At 38.2% G+C, this 17,813-nt stretch carries 17 protein-coding genes; 11 read left to right on the top strand and 6 right to left on the bottom strand.

Annotated elements, in window-relative coordinates; genetic code table 11:
- Positions 1–49: 49 nt before the first annotated feature.
- Positions 50–580: a T9SS type A sorting domain-containing protein gene (locus tag QZ738_RS07205; protein WP_293786058.1), complete on the bottom strand. Its 531-nt coding sequence runs from the start codon at positions 578–580 to the stop codon at positions 50–52.
- Between the two features lie 180 nt (positions 581–760).
- Between QZ738_RS07205 and QZ738_RS07200 the strand changes: the two genes are divergently transcribed.
- Positions 761–2,719, top strand: a complete 1,959-nt coding sequence (locus QZ738_RS07200; protein ID WP_293786056.1) for a KUP/HAK/KT family potassium transporter — start codon at positions 761–763, stop codon at positions 2,717–2,719.
- A 195-nt stretch (positions 2,720–2,914) separates the two neighbouring features.
- Here QZ738_RS07200 and QZ738_RS07195 read toward each other — a convergent pair whose 3' ends face one another.
- Complete coding sequence (locus tag QZ738_RS07195) at positions 2,915–3,466, bottom strand: transposase (protein WP_293786054.1); 552 nt, start codon at positions 3,464–3,466, stop codon at positions 2,915–2,917.
- Between the two features lie 8 nt (positions 3,467–3,474).
- A complete protein-coding gene (locus QZ738_RS07190; RefSeq protein ID WP_367268567.1) occupies positions 3,475–5,445 on the bottom strand; it encodes an amino acid permease in 1,971 nt (656 codons plus the stop codon).
- Between the two features lie 269 nt (positions 5,446–5,714).
- On the opposite strand from QZ738_RS07190, the gene QZ738_RS07185 reads away from it, so the two are divergent.
- Positions 5,715–6,938 carry an MFS transporter gene (locus QZ738_RS07185; protein WP_293786052.1) on the top strand — a complete coding sequence of 408 codons (1,224 nt, stop codon included), beginning with the start codon at positions 5,715–5,717 and terminating at the stop codon, positions 6,936–6,938.
- A gap of 787 nt (positions 6,939–7,725) precedes the next feature.
- On the opposite strand, the gene QZ738_RS07180 is transcribed toward QZ738_RS07185, so the two are convergent.
- The 3 genes from QZ738_RS07180 to yihA form a co-directional block, all read right to left on the bottom strand.
- Positions 7,726–9,432: a M3 family oligoendopeptidase gene (locus tag QZ738_RS07180; RefSeq protein ID WP_293786050.1), complete on the bottom strand. Its 1,707-nt coding sequence runs from the start codon at positions 9,430–9,432 to the stop codon at positions 7,726–7,728.
- An 85-nt stretch (positions 9,433–9,517) separates the two neighbouring features.
- Positions 9,518–10,375 (bottom strand): UbiA-like polyprenyltransferase, encoded by an 858-nt coding sequence (locus QZ738_RS07175; protein WP_293786048.1) that lies wholly within the window; start codon positions 10,373–10,375, stop codon positions 9,518–9,520.
- An 85-nt stretch (positions 10,376–10,460) separates the two neighbouring features.
- Entirely contained in the window at positions 10,461–11,084 is a 624-nt protein-coding gene (yihA, locus tag QZ738_RS07170; RefSeq protein WP_293786046.1) for a ribosome biogenesis GTP-binding protein YihA/YsxC, read from the bottom strand.
- A gap of 164 nt (positions 11,085–11,248) precedes the next feature.
- Between yihA and ubiE the strand changes: the two genes are divergently transcribed.
- The 9 genes from ubiE (at position 11,249) to QZ738_RS07125 (ending at position 17,725) form a co-directional block, all read left to right on the top strand.
- Positions 11,249–11,980, top strand: a complete 732-nt coding sequence (gene ubiE / locus QZ738_RS07165) for a bifunctional demethylmenaquinone methyltransferase/2-methoxy-6-polyprenyl-1,4-benzoquinol methylase UbiE (RefSeq protein ID WP_293786044.1) — start codon at positions 11,249–11,251, stop codon at positions 11,978–11,980.
- Positions 11,977–12,774, top strand: a complete 798-nt coding sequence (locus QZ738_RS07160) for an outer membrane beta-barrel protein (protein ID WP_293786042.1) — start codon at positions 11,977–11,979, stop codon at positions 12,772–12,774. The genes ubiE and QZ738_RS07160 overlap by 4 nt, the downstream gene beginning before the upstream one ends.
- 89 nt (positions 12,775–12,863) lie before the next feature.
- Positions 12,864–13,622 (top strand): SDR family NAD(P)-dependent oxidoreductase, encoded by a 759-nt coding sequence (locus QZ738_RS07155; RefSeq protein ID WP_293786041.1) that lies wholly within the window; start codon positions 12,864–12,866, stop codon positions 13,620–13,622.
- Positions 13,623–13,732: 110 nt separating this feature from the next.
- The gene (locus QZ738_RS07150; RefSeq protein WP_293786040.1) at positions 13,733–14,179 is read left to right on the top strand and encodes a GatB/YqeY domain-containing protein; all 447 of its coding nucleotides are present in this window, start codon (positions 13,733–13,735) and stop codon (positions 14,177–14,179) included.
- A 181-nt stretch (positions 14,180–14,360) separates the two neighbouring features.
- A complete protein-coding gene (locus QZ738_RS07145; RefSeq protein WP_293786039.1) occupies positions 14,361–15,125 on the top strand; it encodes an alpha/beta hydrolase in 765 nt (254 codons plus the stop codon).
- Complete coding sequence (locus tag QZ738_RS07140; RefSeq protein WP_293786038.1) at positions 15,126–15,788, top strand: CBS domain-containing protein; 663 nt, start codon at positions 15,126–15,128, stop codon at positions 15,786–15,788.
- Between the two features lie 43 nt (positions 15,789–15,831).
- Entirely contained in the window at positions 15,832–16,356 is a 525-nt protein-coding gene (locus QZ738_RS07135) for a hypothetical protein (RefSeq protein ID WP_293786037.1), read from the top strand.
- Positions 16,356–17,183, top strand: coding sequence for a hypothetical protein (locus QZ738_RS07130; protein ID WP_293786036.1), 828 nt, complete (start codon positions 16,356–16,358; stop codon positions 17,181–17,183). Before QZ738_RS07135 ends, QZ738_RS07130 begins: the two co-directional genes overlap by 1 nt.
- The gene (locus QZ738_RS07125) at positions 17,183–17,725 is read left to right on the top strand and encodes a hypothetical protein (protein ID WP_293786035.1); all 543 of its coding nucleotides are present in this window, start codon (positions 17,183–17,185) and stop codon (positions 17,723–17,725) included. Before QZ738_RS07130 ends, QZ738_RS07125 begins: the two co-directional genes overlap by 1 nt.
- The last annotated feature ends 88 nt before the right edge of the window (positions 17,726–17,813 follow it).

Genomic DNA, 17,813 nt, shown 5'->3' with positions numbered 1-17,813 from the left:
ATAAATGGGGTTTAACCCGCATCAATCAAAAATAGAAAAGAAAATGGTGTTATAAAACTGAGATCCGTTTTACCTGGCTTTCTGAACCGGCGATAACCCTTAAGAAGTAAATGCCTGGATTTATTCTGTTTGGAACGACAAAGTTTTTGGCATGTTCACCGGCATTTAAACGTTCATTTAAAAGCGTTGCCACCTCATTTCCCAATAAATCAATGATTTTAATGGTTGTCTGAGTACCATCTTTTCCGATAGATAAGATGATATTTAACTGATCTTCTACCGGGTTAGGATATATTTTTAAGATGCTTAGGAGTTTATCTTTTGGTACGACCGTTGCATTTTTAGGCACTGTGGAAGAAGTATTGAACATTCCTGAACCACCAACAGTCATAAAAAGTGGTTTGTAAGGCGTAATGTTGGCTTTAATTTCAGGAATCCGGCTGGTTTTTTTTGTTCTGCTTTTTAAACTGATATGAATGCTATCTGTTTGTTGCGACCAAGAATTTAAGCTGCATAACAAAACAATGCACCATGTGCATGCAAGTTTTGTGAGCAACGTTATCTTAGTGTAGAGTTTCATCAAATTGGTATAGCAAATGTATTAATTTAAAACAAAGAAATTAAACATTTTGTTTAAAACCCATAATTTAACACAATTTAACAATAAATTTTAATTTTTCATAGTGTTAAAAATACACAATAATTTGGTTGTTAAATTGTTATAGTTAGTTTACTTTTGCCGCACTAAATAATCAACGAAGTGTCAAATCATAAAAATGTCAACGCATTAACCGCCGGCGGTGTTCTAATTAGTTTAGGAATTGTATTTGGAGACATTGGTACATCACCCCTTTATACCTTAAATGCAATTTTCACTACAATTTTAGGCGGGAAGCAGGATATCAATCAAATAAATGTTTTGGGCGTTTTATCCTGCATCATCTGGACATTAACCTTACAAACTACCGTTAAGTACGTTATTATTACCCTTAGGGCAGATAACAAGGGTGAGGGTGGTATTTTCTCTTTATTTTCACTGGTACGCAAAAAGGCTAAGTGGTTAGTGGTACCGGCGGTTGTAGGGGGCTGTGCATTGCTTGCAGATGGCGTTATAACTCCCAGTATTACGGTAACATCAGCCATTGAGGGGCTTACCAACAAATTTGATGTACCAGTTATTCCTATTGTAATAAGCATTTTAACCATTCTGTTTATTATCCAGCAGTTTGGAACCAACCTTGTCGGGAAATTATTTGGCCCGGTGATGTTCGTTTGGTTCGCTGTTTTAGGTATTTTGGGAATGTCTTTTATAGTTAAGGATTTAAGCATTTTAAAGGCTTTCAATCCTTATTATGCCATTCATTTATTGGTGACCAATAAGTTAGCATTTTTAATTCTTGGCGGTGTTTTTTTATGTACAACAGGAGCCGAGGCTTTGTATTCAGATTTGGGGCACTGCGGCAGAAATAATATTAGAATCAGTTGGATTTTTGTGAAACTCACGCTTATTCTAAATTATTTAGGTCAGGGTGTTTGGATTTTGCAAAATAGCGGGAATTACGTTCCCGGGGCAAAAATGAATCCATTTTTCCAGATCGTGCAAGACCAGTTTCAGATCCCAATGGTTATACTGGCTACAATGGCAGCGGTAATTGCCAGTCAGGCTTTAATTAGTGGCTCCTTTACCTTAATTGCTGAGGCAGTACGATTAAACCTGTGGCCAAAAATTAAGATTATTTATCCATCGGTTTCCAAAGGCCAGTTATATGTACCATCTATCAACTGGATGTTATGGATAGGTTGCTGTAGTATTGTGCTGTGGTTTCAAAAAGCGGAGAGAATGGATGCGGCATATGGTTTATCTATCACCATAGCCATGCTGATGACGACCATTCTGGTGAGTTTTTATTTAAGAAGCAGGCGTTTCCCGAAATATTTAATAGCCTTATTTTTCTTTACCTATGTGATTATTGAAGGTACATTTTTGATTAGTAATCTAACCAAATTCTTACACGGTGGTTGGGTAACGGTATTAATTGGCTCCCTGTTATTTACGGTAATGTGGAGTTGGTTTGTGGCCCGTAAAATCAAAAACCGTTTTGTTAAATATGTAGAAATTGAAGATTACTACCAGATTTTAACCGAATTGAGCAGTGATGAATCAGTTCCGAAATACTCCTCGCAGTTAGTTTATTTAACGAGCGCCAATTTTAAAACGGAAATCGAATCGAAAATTATTTATTCCATCATTCAAAAAGAGCCAAAACGTGCTGACGTGTATTGGTTAGTGCACGTTGACGTGATGGATGAGCCATATACGATGGATTATAAAGTTGAATTCCTGATTCCTGGCAAATTAATCAGGATCGACTTTAGGCTAGGATTCAGGATTGAGCAACGGGTAAATTTATTGTACCGTAAAGTGGTTGAAGAGCTGGTGAAAAACGGAGAGATTGATATTACCAGTCAGTATGCTTCGTTAAACAAACATAAAATTGCGGGCGATTTCAGGTTTGTACTTTTGGAAAAACATTTATCGAAATTTACCAAACTGAGTTTCTACGAAAGACAGATTATGGATTACTACTTTATCCTTAAAAAATTAAGTTTATCTGAGGAGCGAAGTTTCGGTTTGGATAGCAGTTATGTTGATGTAGAGAAAGTTCCGTTAATTTTTGTTACACCAGATGATATTGAATTACATAGGCTACCTGTTTAATTGATGAGGAAAGCGATTATGATGCTGGGAATCGGCTTGTTTTTAGCCGGGCCCATAGCAAAAATATATCACCTTAATCATGCCAATAGTTACATGATTGCATCTGGATTAGGACTCGTGATGATTACTGCGCTGGCCTTGATCAAGAAGAAATAGACAAAATCCTCTTTCTGTCAAAGAAGGGGGATTTTGTTTTCAACGAAACTTATCCTCATTCCACTTTTTTGGATTATTGATAATATAATTTGAGATATTTTGGTACGCTCTTTCATTACGGATAATATGCTCGTAATAATTGCGCTGCCATAGCTTTCCCATTATTTTATTATGTGATTTAAACAACTGCAGGCATGCATTTGAAACAATCGATTTGTATGCTCCGATGATATCAGGAATCGTCGGGGCGACCCTCGCGGTCGTCATGTTTACCGGATCTTCTTTTTGGGCGACCGCAAGGGTCGCCCCGACGGTAGTAAGATCAGATAAAACAATTATGCCGTGCATATGATCAGGCATAATCTGAAATACGTCAAGTTCAAAATTTGGAAATCTGTCAGCTAACTTAATCCATTCTTTATAAGCGATAGTTCCAGACTGGTTTAAGATCATCTCATCAGCTACAATTTTTCCAAATCTATTAATCCTATCTTCACAGCAAATGGTAATAAAATAGGCTCCTGCTTTTGAATAGTCGTAACCCTTTAACCTGATCGATCTTCGATGATGTATTAAAGGGTTATATTTCATAATGCTTACTACTGTTCTTGTGCCAACTTACTATGCTTATATCCATAGGCAAAATAAACTACCAGCCCAACTACCAGCCAGATGCCGAAGCCAATCCAATTTGAGATGCCAAGCTCACACATCATATATAAACAGCTAATCAAGCCTAAAACGGGAATCAACGATAAGTTTTTGGTGATACAATAGTAAGTAATCACCACGCAGATGATCAGGAAAATCCACATCGGGATTTTGTGTTTAAACAATCCCCAGCCGCTTTCATATTTCTTCTCCAAAGGAACTTTGGAGGCCGAAATAAACTGTTCATAACGATCGGCCGGTAAAGCGCTTAAGTAAGATTCTGCATCTACTTTATCGGCCAATACAATTTGTGGTGCTGCATTTTTAACAATTTCTTCTTTAACAATTTTCAGTTCATCGCCATTTAAAGAGGTAACAAAGGATACCGTTTGGACGGTTTTAGGTGAATTGATGAAGAATGCCTTAGTCTCTTTTCCATATTTTGTAAAAGCGAAAATTAAAGCGCCAATTAGAATAACGGGAACAATAAATTTACTGTTTACATACGGTATTTTGAATTTTCCACGTTGAACATCAGGTCTGTTCTGTAGCACCAACACACCGGCGCAAACCAGTACGAAAGCGAAAAGTGTTCCGATGGAACAAAGATCGGTAACGATGGTAAGGTTCATAAACAATGACGGTACAGCCACTACAAAACCTACCACTATGGTGGCAAATGAGGGCGTTTTATACTTTGGATGGATTTTGGAGAACGATTTTGGCAGCAATCCATCTCTGCTCATGCTCATCCAGATCCGCGGCTGGCCCATTTGAAATACCAAAAGGACACTGGCCATGGCAAATACCGCACTTACGGCAATAATGCCGCTCATTAATTTTAAATCAATCTGATCAAAAACAAACGCTAACGGGTCGCCCACTGCTAAGGTATCTGATTTGACAATACCCGTCAAAACCAGTGCGATTGCCACATAAAGAAGGGTACAGATAATTATGGCCCACATCATTCCGCGGGGCAAATCGCGTTGAGGATTTTTACATTCTTCAGCCGTTGTAGAAATGGCATCGAAACCGATATAGGCAAAAAATACTGCCGAAACGCCCTTTAAAACACCTGAAACTCCATTAGGCGCAAATGGATTCCAATTTTTAGTATCTACATAAAATATACCTACCGCCAATACCAAAAGAATTACCGCAAGCTTAACCACTACCATCGCATTACTGGCGTTGCGGCTCTCCTTCATGCCGCGGTAAATTAACCAGGTAATTAAAATGATGATACCCAGGGCAGGGATATCTGCAACGAGGTGAAAACTACCGATTTTTGGAGCAGTAAGCCATGCGTTATTGGCCAGGGCTGTTGCCGAATCTAAGTCTGCCAGGTTTTTGCCAGCGGCTAAAAGCGCTTCGGCATGTTTGTGTCCGTTATAAGCACTTAAATAATCCATAGTCATCCAGTCGGGTACATGGATGCCATCTATGCCGAGCGGAGGTATTTTGATCGTGGATAGTAATCCGGTAAAGTAATCTGACCAGGATATGGCTACGGTGATATTACCAATAGAATACTCCATAATAAGCGACCAGCCGATAATCCAGGCCACTAATTCGCCAAAGGCCACATAAGAATAAGTGTAAGCACTGCCTGAGACAGGAACCATTGAGGCAAACTCTGCATACGCAAAGGCCGCAAAACTACAGGCTACCGCTGTAAAAATAAATAAAAAAATTACCGCCGGACCGCCATCTGCACTTGCCTTGCCAATCGTACTAAAAATGCCCGCTCCAATAATCGCTGCAATGCCAAAGGCGGTTAAATCACGTACTCCTAGTGTTTTATGTAATGTATTTTCGTGATCGCCATAGCCTTTTGCCGCATCGTTTAATATCTTGGAAATAGATTTCTTTCTGAATAGCTTTTCGAACATCTTTATGTTTGCTTGTTTGTTCAAACTTATAAAAAGTTTGGCTAAAAACGTTTAAAGGGTGATATAATTTTCTATTTGCGCAGTTTTCAAAAGTTAAATAAGGGCGTAAAAAATGGAAATTTATTAGATTAAAGTAAAAATCTGCAATTATTTGGCTTAAATAATCCTTTATTTGATTCGCATAATTTTAAGATAAACCAAAGTTCTAATTTTGCTGCCATAGTCAATCAGATACCTTAAGGATACTTAGGTAGATGTTTGATTCGAATATTTTTAGCGATTAGCGTACCCATATGCATTCAAAAACAGCACCCATAAGATACATTAAAGAGCGTCACCAAGGTTTGGCTACTTTACTGGCCTTTGCCCTGATTCCCATTTCGGGCTTTGCCACTGATATTTATATCCCATCTTTACCAACAATGGCAGGCGAAATGCAGGTAAGCAGTATACAGGTTCAGCTTACGTTAAGTATTTTTTTAATTAGTTATGGCGTTGCACAACTTTTTATCGGAAGCGTGCTTGATAGTTTTGGGAGGTATAAGATCTGCCTGTATGCGTTGTTAATTTTTGCAATGGCAAGTATAGTTATTGCTACAACACATAATATTTACCTAATTTATTTAATGCGCATTATCCACGGACTAACCGTAGGCGCAATTGTAGTAGCCAAAAGAGCATACTTTGTTGATCTCTTCGAAGGAAACCAGTTAAAACACTACCTCAGTTTGTTTTCTATCATTTGGTCTACCGGGCCAATTGTAGCACCCTTTATTGGTGGTTATCTGCAAACTGTATTTGGTTGGGAATCTAATTTCTATTTTTTGGCAGGTTTCGCACTTGTTTTTGCGGTGCTCGAGTTTTTATTCAGCGGTGAAACTTTAAAACACTTTACTGATTTTCAATTAAAAAAGATCACAGGCATTTATTTAGAAATGATTAAAACAACAAGTTTTACCTTGGGCATTGTCATGTTGGGGCTGGCCTATTGTATGGTAATGGTTTACAATATGACCGGTCCATTTGTTATCGAGCACCACTTGAAGTATTCCCCTGTTATTGCCGGTTATAGTTCATTGTTTTTAGGTTTTGCATGGATGGTGGGTGGCTTTATTGGTAAGGCCACCATTAACAGGCCCTTCTTCAAAAGATTAATGATCAACTCGCTGTTACAGGTCGTTTTTGTAGCAGTGATGATGGTCAGCTTAAATTTTGTTTCCAACCTTTGGTCGTTAATTTTCTTTGCCTTTTTGATCCATGTAGGAGCAGGTTTTACCTTTAATAATTATTTTACCTTCTGTCTTAGCAAATTCCCGAAAAATGCGGGGATAGCAGGCGGATTAACAGGAGGGTTTACCTATGTAATTGTCTCTTTTTTAAGCTATGGAGTAGTTAACCTGATCCCAGCTAAAGATGAGCGTAACCTAAGCTATAGTTATTTCATCATGATCCTGCTGTCGGTTTTAGTGATGTTTGTGATTCTCAGGATCAGAAAAAAGGATGAAGCAGGAGCTTAATGTTTTCAGGATCTGGCTGAATGTTTTTGGAGAGCAAAGCCTGCGGGGTATAGGTTTAGCTTAGTCCTGCTGTACATTGCAATCCTTTTGGGAAGTTTTGGATCGAAAAACAAATATCCTTTCCAAAAGGGATTTCCATTCCCATCAGGTCTATTCACTTGGGTACATCGGGTAAAACCTTGATTTTGATTACCAGTAAAAAAAACATTTTTAGGATGTTGAAACCTACAGTTTCGCTTGTGTTCCGTGCCTTCTGCGTTTCCGTGGCACAAATGGTTATTGAGATGCTAATGGTATTTGGCAGAATTAAGGTCTTGGCGAGACGCTAAGACCAGATAAGGTGTTTTCAATTGCCTTGTAGCTACTTCGTGGTCAGCATCTTTCATTCTATTAAGACCCTGAAATGAATTCAGGGCGACGCAAACAACACTAATACTTAACTAATAATCCCCAAGCCACATTGATAATCGAACTGAAGTTATCCATTTAAATACATTGTCGATTCTGCATTATTGCCTAGTTTCCGTGCCTTCTGCGTTTCCGTGGCAAAGAACTGGAATCGAGCCCTAGCGGGACGCTAAGACCAGGTATAGGTTCTGCATTATTGCCTATTTTCCGTGTCTTCTGTGTTTCCGTGGCAAAGAACTGGAATCGAGTCCTAGCGAGACGCTAAGACCAGGTATAGTTATAAACCAAAAAAGTCGTGGCAAAATGCCACGATTTTCATTTATATAACGGTGAGGGGAGAAACCTTCCAGCCTTTTGCCTTCCAACCTTCTACCTCATCTTAACCTAACTTTTCCAACTCCGATTTTACAAAACTTGCCAGTTCCTGTACATATTCGGCACTAAAGTCAAATTTAATTCCTGCAGTTTCGTATATCTCGTTTATGGGTTTGGTATAGCCCAGCGCAAGTGCTGCCAAATACTGCTGTAAGGCTTTCTCAGGGTTTTCCTTGTAATTCTTCCAAACTGCAATAGCGCCTAGCTGGGCAATGGCGTATTCGATGTAATAAAATGGAACTTCAAATAAGTGCAGTTGTTTTTGCCATACATTTCCAAATTGTTGCGCTAAATCTGTCCAATCGGCGAAACCCGCACCGAAGCGACTGTAGATCTGTTTGAATGTTTCTTCACGGTCGGCCGCTGTATGGTTAGGATTGGTGTAAATCCAGTGTTGAAACTGATCAATTACAGCAACCCAGGGCAATGTTTTCAAAACGTCAGCCAGCTGTTCTTTTTTAGCGCGGTTTAAATCTTCTGCATTATCGAAATAAACATCCCATTTATCCATTGAAATTAACTCCATACTCATCGATGCCAGTTCGGCTACTTCAGACGGGCAATGCTTAAAATCGTTAAGTTCTAAATTTGCGGTTAAAAAAGTATGGATGGCATGGCCGCCTTCGTGTACCATAGTAGTTAAATCACGTAACGAATTGGCCGAATTCATAAAGATGAATGGCGCCCCTGTTTCAGCCAGCGGGTAATTATAACCGCCTGGTGCTTTACCTTTTCTGCTCTCTACATCAAAAAGATTGTTTGCTTTCATGGTGGCCAGTTTGGCACCCAGTTTTTCATCAATGGCATTAAAACAATCAATACTTTTATCAATCAGCTCTTCGCCGTTGTTAAACGGTTTTAAAGCTGGTTTACCACTTACGCTTACTTCCAGGTCCCAGGGCTTCAATTCTTCTAAAGCCAACGCTTCCCGGCGTTTTTCAGCCTGTTCCTTTAAAATAGGAACAATTTCCTTTTCAATCGCATTGGCAAAATCATAACAGTCCTGTGGGGTATAGTCGAAACGTCCCAAAGCTTGAAACATATAATCGCGATAGTTTTCAAAACCCGCATTCAATGCAACCTGATTGCGCAACCTGATCAGTTCATCAAATAGAATATTTAAATCATCTTTGTCAACCAGGCGGCGTTGCTGGATCGTCTTCCACGCCTGTTCGCGAACTTCGCGGTTTAAATCTTTAATAAAAATAGAAGCTTGCTCCAAAGTATATTCCTGGCCGTTTAGCTCCACACTCATGGCACCGGTAATACTTTGGTACTGCTGTTGTTTTACCTGAAGCTCAGTGAAAAGTTCAATGTTCTCATCGCGGTAAAGTTCTAAGGCTTTTTTAATGGCGCGACTGTATACAAAGTATTTTTCTTTGTCCAACTTTTCCATAAACGAACTTTCAACAAATTTTTTGTTCAATTTATTGGCCAGAGGAGAAATTTTCGGCTCGATTTCCGTCGCAAAATACTGGAAGTTTTTAACCAACTCTTCATTTGCGGTATCACAGCTCATATTAATGTATCTCCAGGCAAAGTCTTCTTCCAAAGCAGCTTCCAGCTCTGAACGGTCTTTTAACCATTGCTCTAATTCAACCGTACTGTTTATTTCGCGGTTTTGCAGTTCCGTAAAAAGTGGTTCTAAATTTTCCCAGGTAATGTTTAGCTCCTGTGGAATATATGTTCTGGGTTTCTTTATTATAGTCATGTTTATATAATTATTGACCGAGAGAAGGAATAAATTAAAGAATGGTTTTCATTCAGTCATTCAAAATTCATTCATTCACTTATTTTTATTTATGTCTTAAATAGGCGTCTATTAAAAAGCAAATTGCAAATACTACCGATGCATAACCGTTTAAGGTTTGAAATGCCCTGTTTACCTTGCTAATGTCATTCGGTTTTACCAGTAGATGCTGATAAACCAGCATGGAACAAAAAAACACGATCCCTACGTAATAAACCCAGCTAAAGGAGGTGAAAAACACGGGTAAAATAACACAGGTTGCCGAAAGTATATGCAATAGCACAGAAACATTCAAAGCATTTTTAATGCCAAGTGCCGATGGGATGGAATGTAATTTTTCTTCGCGATCGAATTCCTCATCCTGCAGGGCGTATATAATATCAAATCCACTTACCCAGAATAACACGGTAAGAGAATAAAGTACAGGCACCAGTGCAAAATGGCCGGTTACGGCAATGTAGGCACCGATAGGAGCCAGGGCAAGGCCCAGGCCTAAAACCAGGTGGCACAATGCGGTGAAACGTTTGGTGTAGCTGTAAAACAAAACAACAAACAAAGCCACCGGAGATAGATAGAAACAAAGCGGGTTAATAAAATACGTGGTAATGGCAAATAACAGGCAGTTGATGATGACAAAAGTAAGTGCCTCATGAGCCGAAACTTTTCCCGCAGGAATATCGCGCATTTTGGTTCTCGGATTTTTTGCATCGATGTGCCGGTCGAGGTAGCGGTTAAAAGCCATGGCCGAGTTTCTGGCAAAAACCATGCAGAGCAAAACTAAAATAAGCTTATGCCACGAAAATGGATTTTCTGTCGTCGTTACGCCTAAAAAGAAGCCAATCATGGCAAACGGAAGCGCAAAAACGGAGTGAGCGAATAATACGAGTGAAAAGTATTTTTTCATTTTTTAAAGATGATTACACAGATGATTTGATTACACAAATTTTAGCGTTTAAACTGAAAATTGTGAACTGCAGACTGGCAACTGTTTAAAATTTTTTATATTCTGTCGGAACGACGAAATCTTTATTCACCTCATAAACGAAGTTTAAAACTTCATCTTTTCCGGTTCCTTTTTCGGCAGAAGTGATAAAGGTGGCCGGAATCTCCTCGAAAAATTCGCCCAGCTTTTTCTTGAACGCCGCTACATTTTTCTGGGTCGTGGTCATTCCCTGTTTATCTGCTTTGGTAAAAATCAACGAAAAGGGAATCTGTTTTTCGCCTAACCAATAACAAAATTCAATATCGATTCCCTGAGGTTCTAATCGGCTGTCTATCAGTACAAAAACACATTGCAAACTTTCTCTTTTAGTAATATAGGCCCGGATAAATTTCTCCCATTTTTCTCTGCTGGTTTTAGAAACCTTGGCATAACCATAACCCGGTAAATCGACAATATACCAGGCTTCGTTGATTAAAAAATGGTTGATCAGCTGTGTTTTTCCGGGGCGCTGAGAAGTTTTGGCCAATCCATGTTGATTAACGAGCATATTGATCAGTGAGGATTTTCCCACATTCGAGCGGCCAATAAATGCATATTCAGGCATAAGCGGTGCCGGTAATGCTGAAATCTGTGTGTTGCTGCAAACAAATGTTGCCGTTTTGATAATCATGGGACAAAGGTAGGGTTTTGAGTCCGAAGTCCGAAGTCCGAAGTCGGAAGTACAAATTCATATTTATTAAATCTGATTTTTGACACTATGGTGAACACTTTGCGCCAAAGACTTGTGACTCCGGACTAAAGACTGCCGACTTTTATCTATCTTTGCTCCATATCATGAATCAGAATATTACTCCATACCAGGTAGAAGATGCAACTAAAAAAGAGCAGGTTGCAACCATGTTTAACAACATTTCTGGCACTTACGATTTTTTAAATCATTTTCTTTCTTTAGGGATTGATGTGTTATGGCGCAAAAAAGCCATTAAAGAACTGGTTTCTATCCACCCCAGGACTTTGCTTGACGTAGCTACCGGAACTGGCGATTTTGCTTTTGAGGCCATTAAAAAGCTCCACCCTGAAAAGGTAATTGGTGTTGATATTTCTGAAGGTATGCTGGAAGTGGCGAGGAAAAAAACTAATGAACGTAGTTTAAATGAAGTGTTTACCGTCCAGGTAGGCGATTCTGAGGGGCTGCATTTCGAAAATAATACGTTTGATGCCATCACCTGTGCATATGGGGTGCGTAACTTCGAAAATCTCGAAAAAGGATTAGCTGATATGTACCGGGTATTAAAGCCCAATGGAAAAATGGTCATTTTGGAATTTTCAAAACCCAGGGTTTTTCCGGTAAAGCAATTGTATAGTTTTTACTTTAAACAAGTAACCCCTTTCTTTGGAAAGCTCTTCTCGAAAGACCATAGAGCCTATACCTATCTGCCAGAATCGGTAGCCGCTTTCCCAGACGGCGAAGATTTTACCAATCTGATGGAAAAAGTGGGGTTTAAAAGTACTAAACAAAGAATTTTAACGTTCGGAATAAGTTCGATATATGTAGGAACCAAATGATCAGAAAATTAAGCCTCATCCTTTCATTTTTTATCGTTTCTACAACCACCTTTGCACAAAACTGGGGTGGCGGGATCGATGATGAAGACTGGAGTTTTGGTTTTAATTTTCAGTATATCTCAGCCGAATATAAAATCCTTAAAAAACCAAACTGGCGATCGCCTTTTTATGAAGTTTCCAATTCTTTGGATCCGTCATATGATCCGAATTCGGGTATTCCGGTTACCTCCACTTTAAATGCTATTTCCAGCCAGCCTTCTCAAGGTTTTGGATTGGGCTTTGTGACGAATAGGATGATCTCTGATAACTTTGATATCAGGGCAACCCCCTCGCTTATTTTTAGTGACAGGGTAGTCACCTATGAGTATGAGCCGATGGCGCCGCTTGATGTTGGTAACGGGCAAACCAAAAACTTCCAAACGGTGGTAGACAGAAAAGTACAGGCCACCATGTTCGAATTTCCATTAGGAATAAAGGTAAAATCGAACCGGTTGAATAATTTTAGGGTATATTGGTTAGGTGGTGCTAAATATTCGATAGATATCGCTTCTAAAAAGAAAACCTTCGATGAAGGAGAAACAGCTGTAAACAAGTTTCTAAAAAATAAAAGGAATTACCTGTCTTATGAAACTGGTATCGGTTTCGATATTTACTTTGAGTATTTTAAGATGTCGCCCGAAATAAAACTCTCTTATTCGGCCGATGATTTGCTGCAGCATGACAATACCGTTTATGCCAATCCTATAGATAAGTTGAAATTACGTCAATTAACATTCAGTTTGATTTTTCAATAGTCCTGCAATCCAAAAAAACTTACCTTTGTTGGTATAGGTAAATCAAAGATGGTTTTTAAAAGTTTTACCGAGACTTAAAATTCATAAAAATGTCTAAAATCGCATTAATTACAGGTGCAACTTCTGGTATTGGCGAAGCTTGTGCCCATACATTTGCTCAGCAAGGTTACAATCTGGTGTTATTGGCCCGGAGAGGAGATCGTTTGGCTAAGATTGCTCATCATTTAGCAGATAAATATGCCATTAACATTCAACAGGTTTTAGCAGATGTTCGGGATAACGAAAGTCTTACTGCGGCTTTAGAAGCTTTGCCGGCCGCCTGGAAAAAGGTCGATGTGCTGATTAACAACGCAGGCCTGAGTCAGGGATTAGATCCCATTGATAAAGGCGATATCAATGATTGGGACACGATGATCGATACCAATGTGAAAGGGTTGCTTTATGTAACCAAAATTGTTTCCAACTGGATGATCCCCAATCAATCAGGGCATATTATCAACATTGGTTCTATTGCCGGGAAGGAAGTTTATCCAAACGGAAATGTATATTGTGCCAGTAAACATGCTGTAGATGCTTTAAGTAAAGGTATGCGTATCGATTTATTACCCTATGGCATAAAGGTTACCGAAATTAATCCGGGCATGGTAGAAACGGAATTCTCGGTAGTGCGCTTTAAAGGTGATGAAGACCGGGCTAAAAAGGTGTATGAAAACCTGGAGCCACTAATTGCAGGTGATATTGCCGATGCCATTTGGTATGTGACCAGTAGGCCTAAGCATGTTAACATCAACGATATGCTGATTATGCCAAGCGCGCAGGCTACAGCAACGATCGTAAACAGGGTTTAATGTTTTCAGTTGGCAATTTGAAATTGTCAGTTAAACAATTAATAATTCAACAATTAACAATCTAAACAGTTAACCGATTTAAACAGTTAACCCATTAATCACTATTAAGAATGATATCAGATACGCTAAATCAGGAAATGAAAACGGCCATGTTGGCTAAAGATCAGGTAACGTTAAGAGGTTTAAGGGCGATAAAAGCGGCCTGGCTTTTGGCTGTAACCGAAAAAGGGCCGTCTACAGAATTAAAAGAAGAAGATGAATTGAGGATTCTTCAAAAACTGATCAAACAACGCCGGGAATCAGCAGATATTTACAAACAGCAGAACCGCGAAGATCTTGCACAGGTAGAGGAGGAAGAAATTGAGGTGATCAGCCGATTTTTGCCAAAACAGTTGGGCAGGGACGAGATTGCTGCAATTATCGATGATATCATCAAACAATCTGGTATTACCTCGGTTAAAGATATGGGGAAAGTAATGGCGCAGGCTAATAAAGCGCTGGTTGGTAAAGCTGATGGTAAATTAATTGCGGAGATAGTTAAAGAAAAACTGGCTTAACTAAGACAGAGGGCATAAAGGCTTAAGACAGAAGGTTAACAATTACCGGCCGCTTACCGCTTTATGCTTTGCAAACGACGTTTTTATACCGTTTTCGATTTTATTTCAGAAAAATGCCCTATAAATGCATAAATTTAATTTTACTCTACTAACTTAGTGCAACAATACCATCTAAATAGATATGACTTACCCGATAATAGAAGAAGACGGATTTAAATACATTGAAGCTGGAACAGGCGAAACACTGGTATTGCTACATGGCCTGATGGGCGAGCTAAGCAATTGGGAACAGGTTATAGAACAGTTTAAAGATCGCTACAGGGTAATCATTCCAATTCTACCAATTTACGATCTGCCTATTTTAACGTTGGGCGTAAAAGCATTGTCGAGATATCTTCACCGCTTTTTAAAATATAAAAATTTAAACCAGGTAGTGCTTATCGGCAATTCGCTTGGCGGCCATGTAGGCCTGGTATTTACAGTTGCTCATCAGGAGTTTGTTAAGGCGCTGGTGCTTACAGGGAGTTCTGGCTTATATGAAAATGCCTTTGGAGGGTCTTTCCCTCGCAGAGAGAGTTACGATTATATTAAGGAGAAAGTAGAATTTACTTTCTACGATCCGGCAACGGCCACCAAAGAACTGGTTGATGATGTTTTTAAAACAGTTAACGATAGATCAAGAGTTATCCGGATCTTAACCATGGCAAAATCGGCAATACGCCATAACATGGCTAAAGACCTTTCGAAAATTACCATACCGGTTTCACTGATATGGGGGAAAAACGATAAGGTTACACCACCGGAAGTGGCTGAAGAATTCCACGAATTGTTGCCTAACTCCGAATTAAATTGGGTTGATAAATGTGGGCATGCGCCTATGATGGAACACCCACAGATATTTAATGCATTTTTAGAGAAGTTTTTAGATAGAATATTGTTAAAGTAAATGTTTGCTGCAGAAATCATATCAGATGCAATTCCATCATTAAGAACCGATGACACGGTGCAGAAGGCTTTAGATCGGATGAACGATTTTAAACTAAAGCATTTGCCGGTGGTTAACGAGGTAACTTTATTGGGTTTGGTGTCTGAAGATGATTTATTGAACATTCCTGATCATGATACACTGCTAAGTAATAACGCCATAAACATACTTCATGTATTTGTTTTTGGTAATGCTCATGCTTACGATGTACTCAGGTTGTTCAACCAGTTAAATTTAACAGCCGTTCCGGTTTTGGATCAGCATAAAAACTATGCCGGTTTAATCCCTATCGGTAGTATGGTAAATGCCATGGCCGAACAGTATGCGGTGAACGAACCGGGCGGAATTATCGTTTTGGAAATCAGTAACCGCGATAATTCTCTGGCGCATATTGCACAGATTGTTGAAGCCGATAATACGCAGATACTCTCTTCTTATGTAAATTCTTTCGAAGATTCTACCCGTTTAGAGGTAACGCTCAAAGTAAATAAAACAGAAATTACTTCATTGGTAGCCGCTTTCGAAAGATATGATTACCTGGTTAAAGAGGTATACAATAACACCCAGATTGATGATGGATCGCAGGAGCGTTACGATTCATTCATGAACTATTTAAGCGTGTAGTATTTTTTAAAAAAAAATGTATATTTATGTAAATAAGTATACAATGGATTATAAACGCTCTCTTATCTTTATTACAACTATTATTGTTTTACTATTTTACTGCTGTAAGAAGGATACAACTGAAACGGCAGATGATAATGCGCTAGTTGTCGAAGCAAAGAATTGGTTTATATCTTCCAATAAAAATTACATTCCGAATTGGCAAGATGCCGTTTCATTTTCTAAGAATAATATCATCTATATTATTCTTCCGTCAAACTATAAATTATCTGCAGATACGAATAGAATAATTTCTCGGTTAATTATCTCAAATTTTGGTGGTAAATATTCGGCAAGATTGCTAGAATTTATTGATTCTAATGTTCCCGGAGATATAAATAATATAATAAAGCTATTTCATGGAAATGAGAATTTAAAACGATTGGATGGCGGTTATTCAGGTAAAGTATTGGTTTTAAGTGCTGACCACGTTTTTATTAATGGTTGGCAGTTTGAAAGTGGTGCTTTTAAGTATACTCTTAAACTTAAAACTTCAGAAGGCAAATCAACGTTGAAAAAAAGTTTTTAATGACCTTACAACCGGATCCAAATGCTTCTATTTGTACAGATTGGTATTTAACAACATGGGATGCAAATAGCGGAATAATTGTCAGGGAAATATTTTTATATAACTCATGCGAAATAATCGGAAATGGTTCAGCTGGTACTAGTACAACAGTGAAGGATAGCATAAATGTTTTAGCAAAACAATTTTGTGATGGCTTATCCGAGCAGCAAATGCAGACTATAAATAACACTTTAAATGAATATAATACCTATAACTGCGCTACCAAATATTTAAGTTCTTATTTCAAAACCAGTAGTACACAATTCAAGTTCTGTATAGAAAATGTTAGTGGTAATGCGCAATACCATCCTGGGCAAAACAACATTAGTTTTAGTACCAATTATGCAGCGAGCAGGGTTGATATACTCGAACATGAAATTTACCATGCCTACCAAGATAAGTTATATCCTGGTGGTACACTACAATATAGCCGTATAAACGGTGTTGCCCAGGCAGGCTTTGCCAATATTGAATTTGAGCAGGCGGTGATAACCGATATTATGCATGGAAGTACTACCGCTTTTGATACTTACGGAACTCTTGAACAGCGTGAAGAATATACAAAATGGATTAATGAGTTAACAATTTTGCATACTTCATTTCCTAGATTTAATGCTACCGGTACACCTGCAGAGGTAGCTGCTTATAATATTTTTATTACAAAATATAATTCTTTTTTAAGCGAGTTTAATTCTATGCCAAATAACCCCTACCACAGCAATACTTTAAACTTAGTACCTCAAGCCATTATCAATTTATTTAACAATATTCCTTTAAACTGTCAATAATGAAAAAAATACTTATTTTATGTTTAGCAATATGTATGTTTTCTTCTTGCTATGCGCAACAAATTATTAGAGCTGGTATTTACGAATTTAATGGCAAAAGATTTAAGGTTAAAGACTTAGATTTTAAATCATACAATGGAAAAAATATAATTATTATTGGAAATCCTGATTATAAATATCAAAATACCCCTCCCCCTCTTCCAAAAGTTGAACACCCTTTCCCCATGCAGAAAAAAGACATTCAAATAAATAATGATAAAATAAGAAAAATAATTTTTGATGTTTTAAAAGAAAATTTGGAAAAATTAAAAAAAAACGATGAAAATATTAGTTTGTCGTTTGATTTATCTCAGAATGGACAAATACTATCTATAGGTTATAGTTTAAACCAGAAAACATTTATTTCAATTGAAGATATTGCAGAGATTGATAAAAGAATAAAAGATGAGATTAAAGTCAATTTTACTGGAACGGATTATTTGCAATATGATGTGATTAGTTATTCTATGCCTACTATCTTATTTAGTAAAATAGAGTTGTAATAATCCTGGTATGGCAAAGCTTTGTTTTGCCGGATATGGAATTTTATCAGGAGGTAATAATCGATGTTGTACTTTGAGGTACCACTTT

This window comes from uncultured Pedobacter sp. (assembly GCF_913776295.1).
Classification (GTDB): Bacteria; Bacteroidota; Bacteroidia; order Sphingobacteriales; family Sphingobacteriaceae; genus Pedobacter.
Note: the sequence above shows the minus strand (reverse complement) of the source record. Positions and strands in the feature narration are given on the sequence as shown.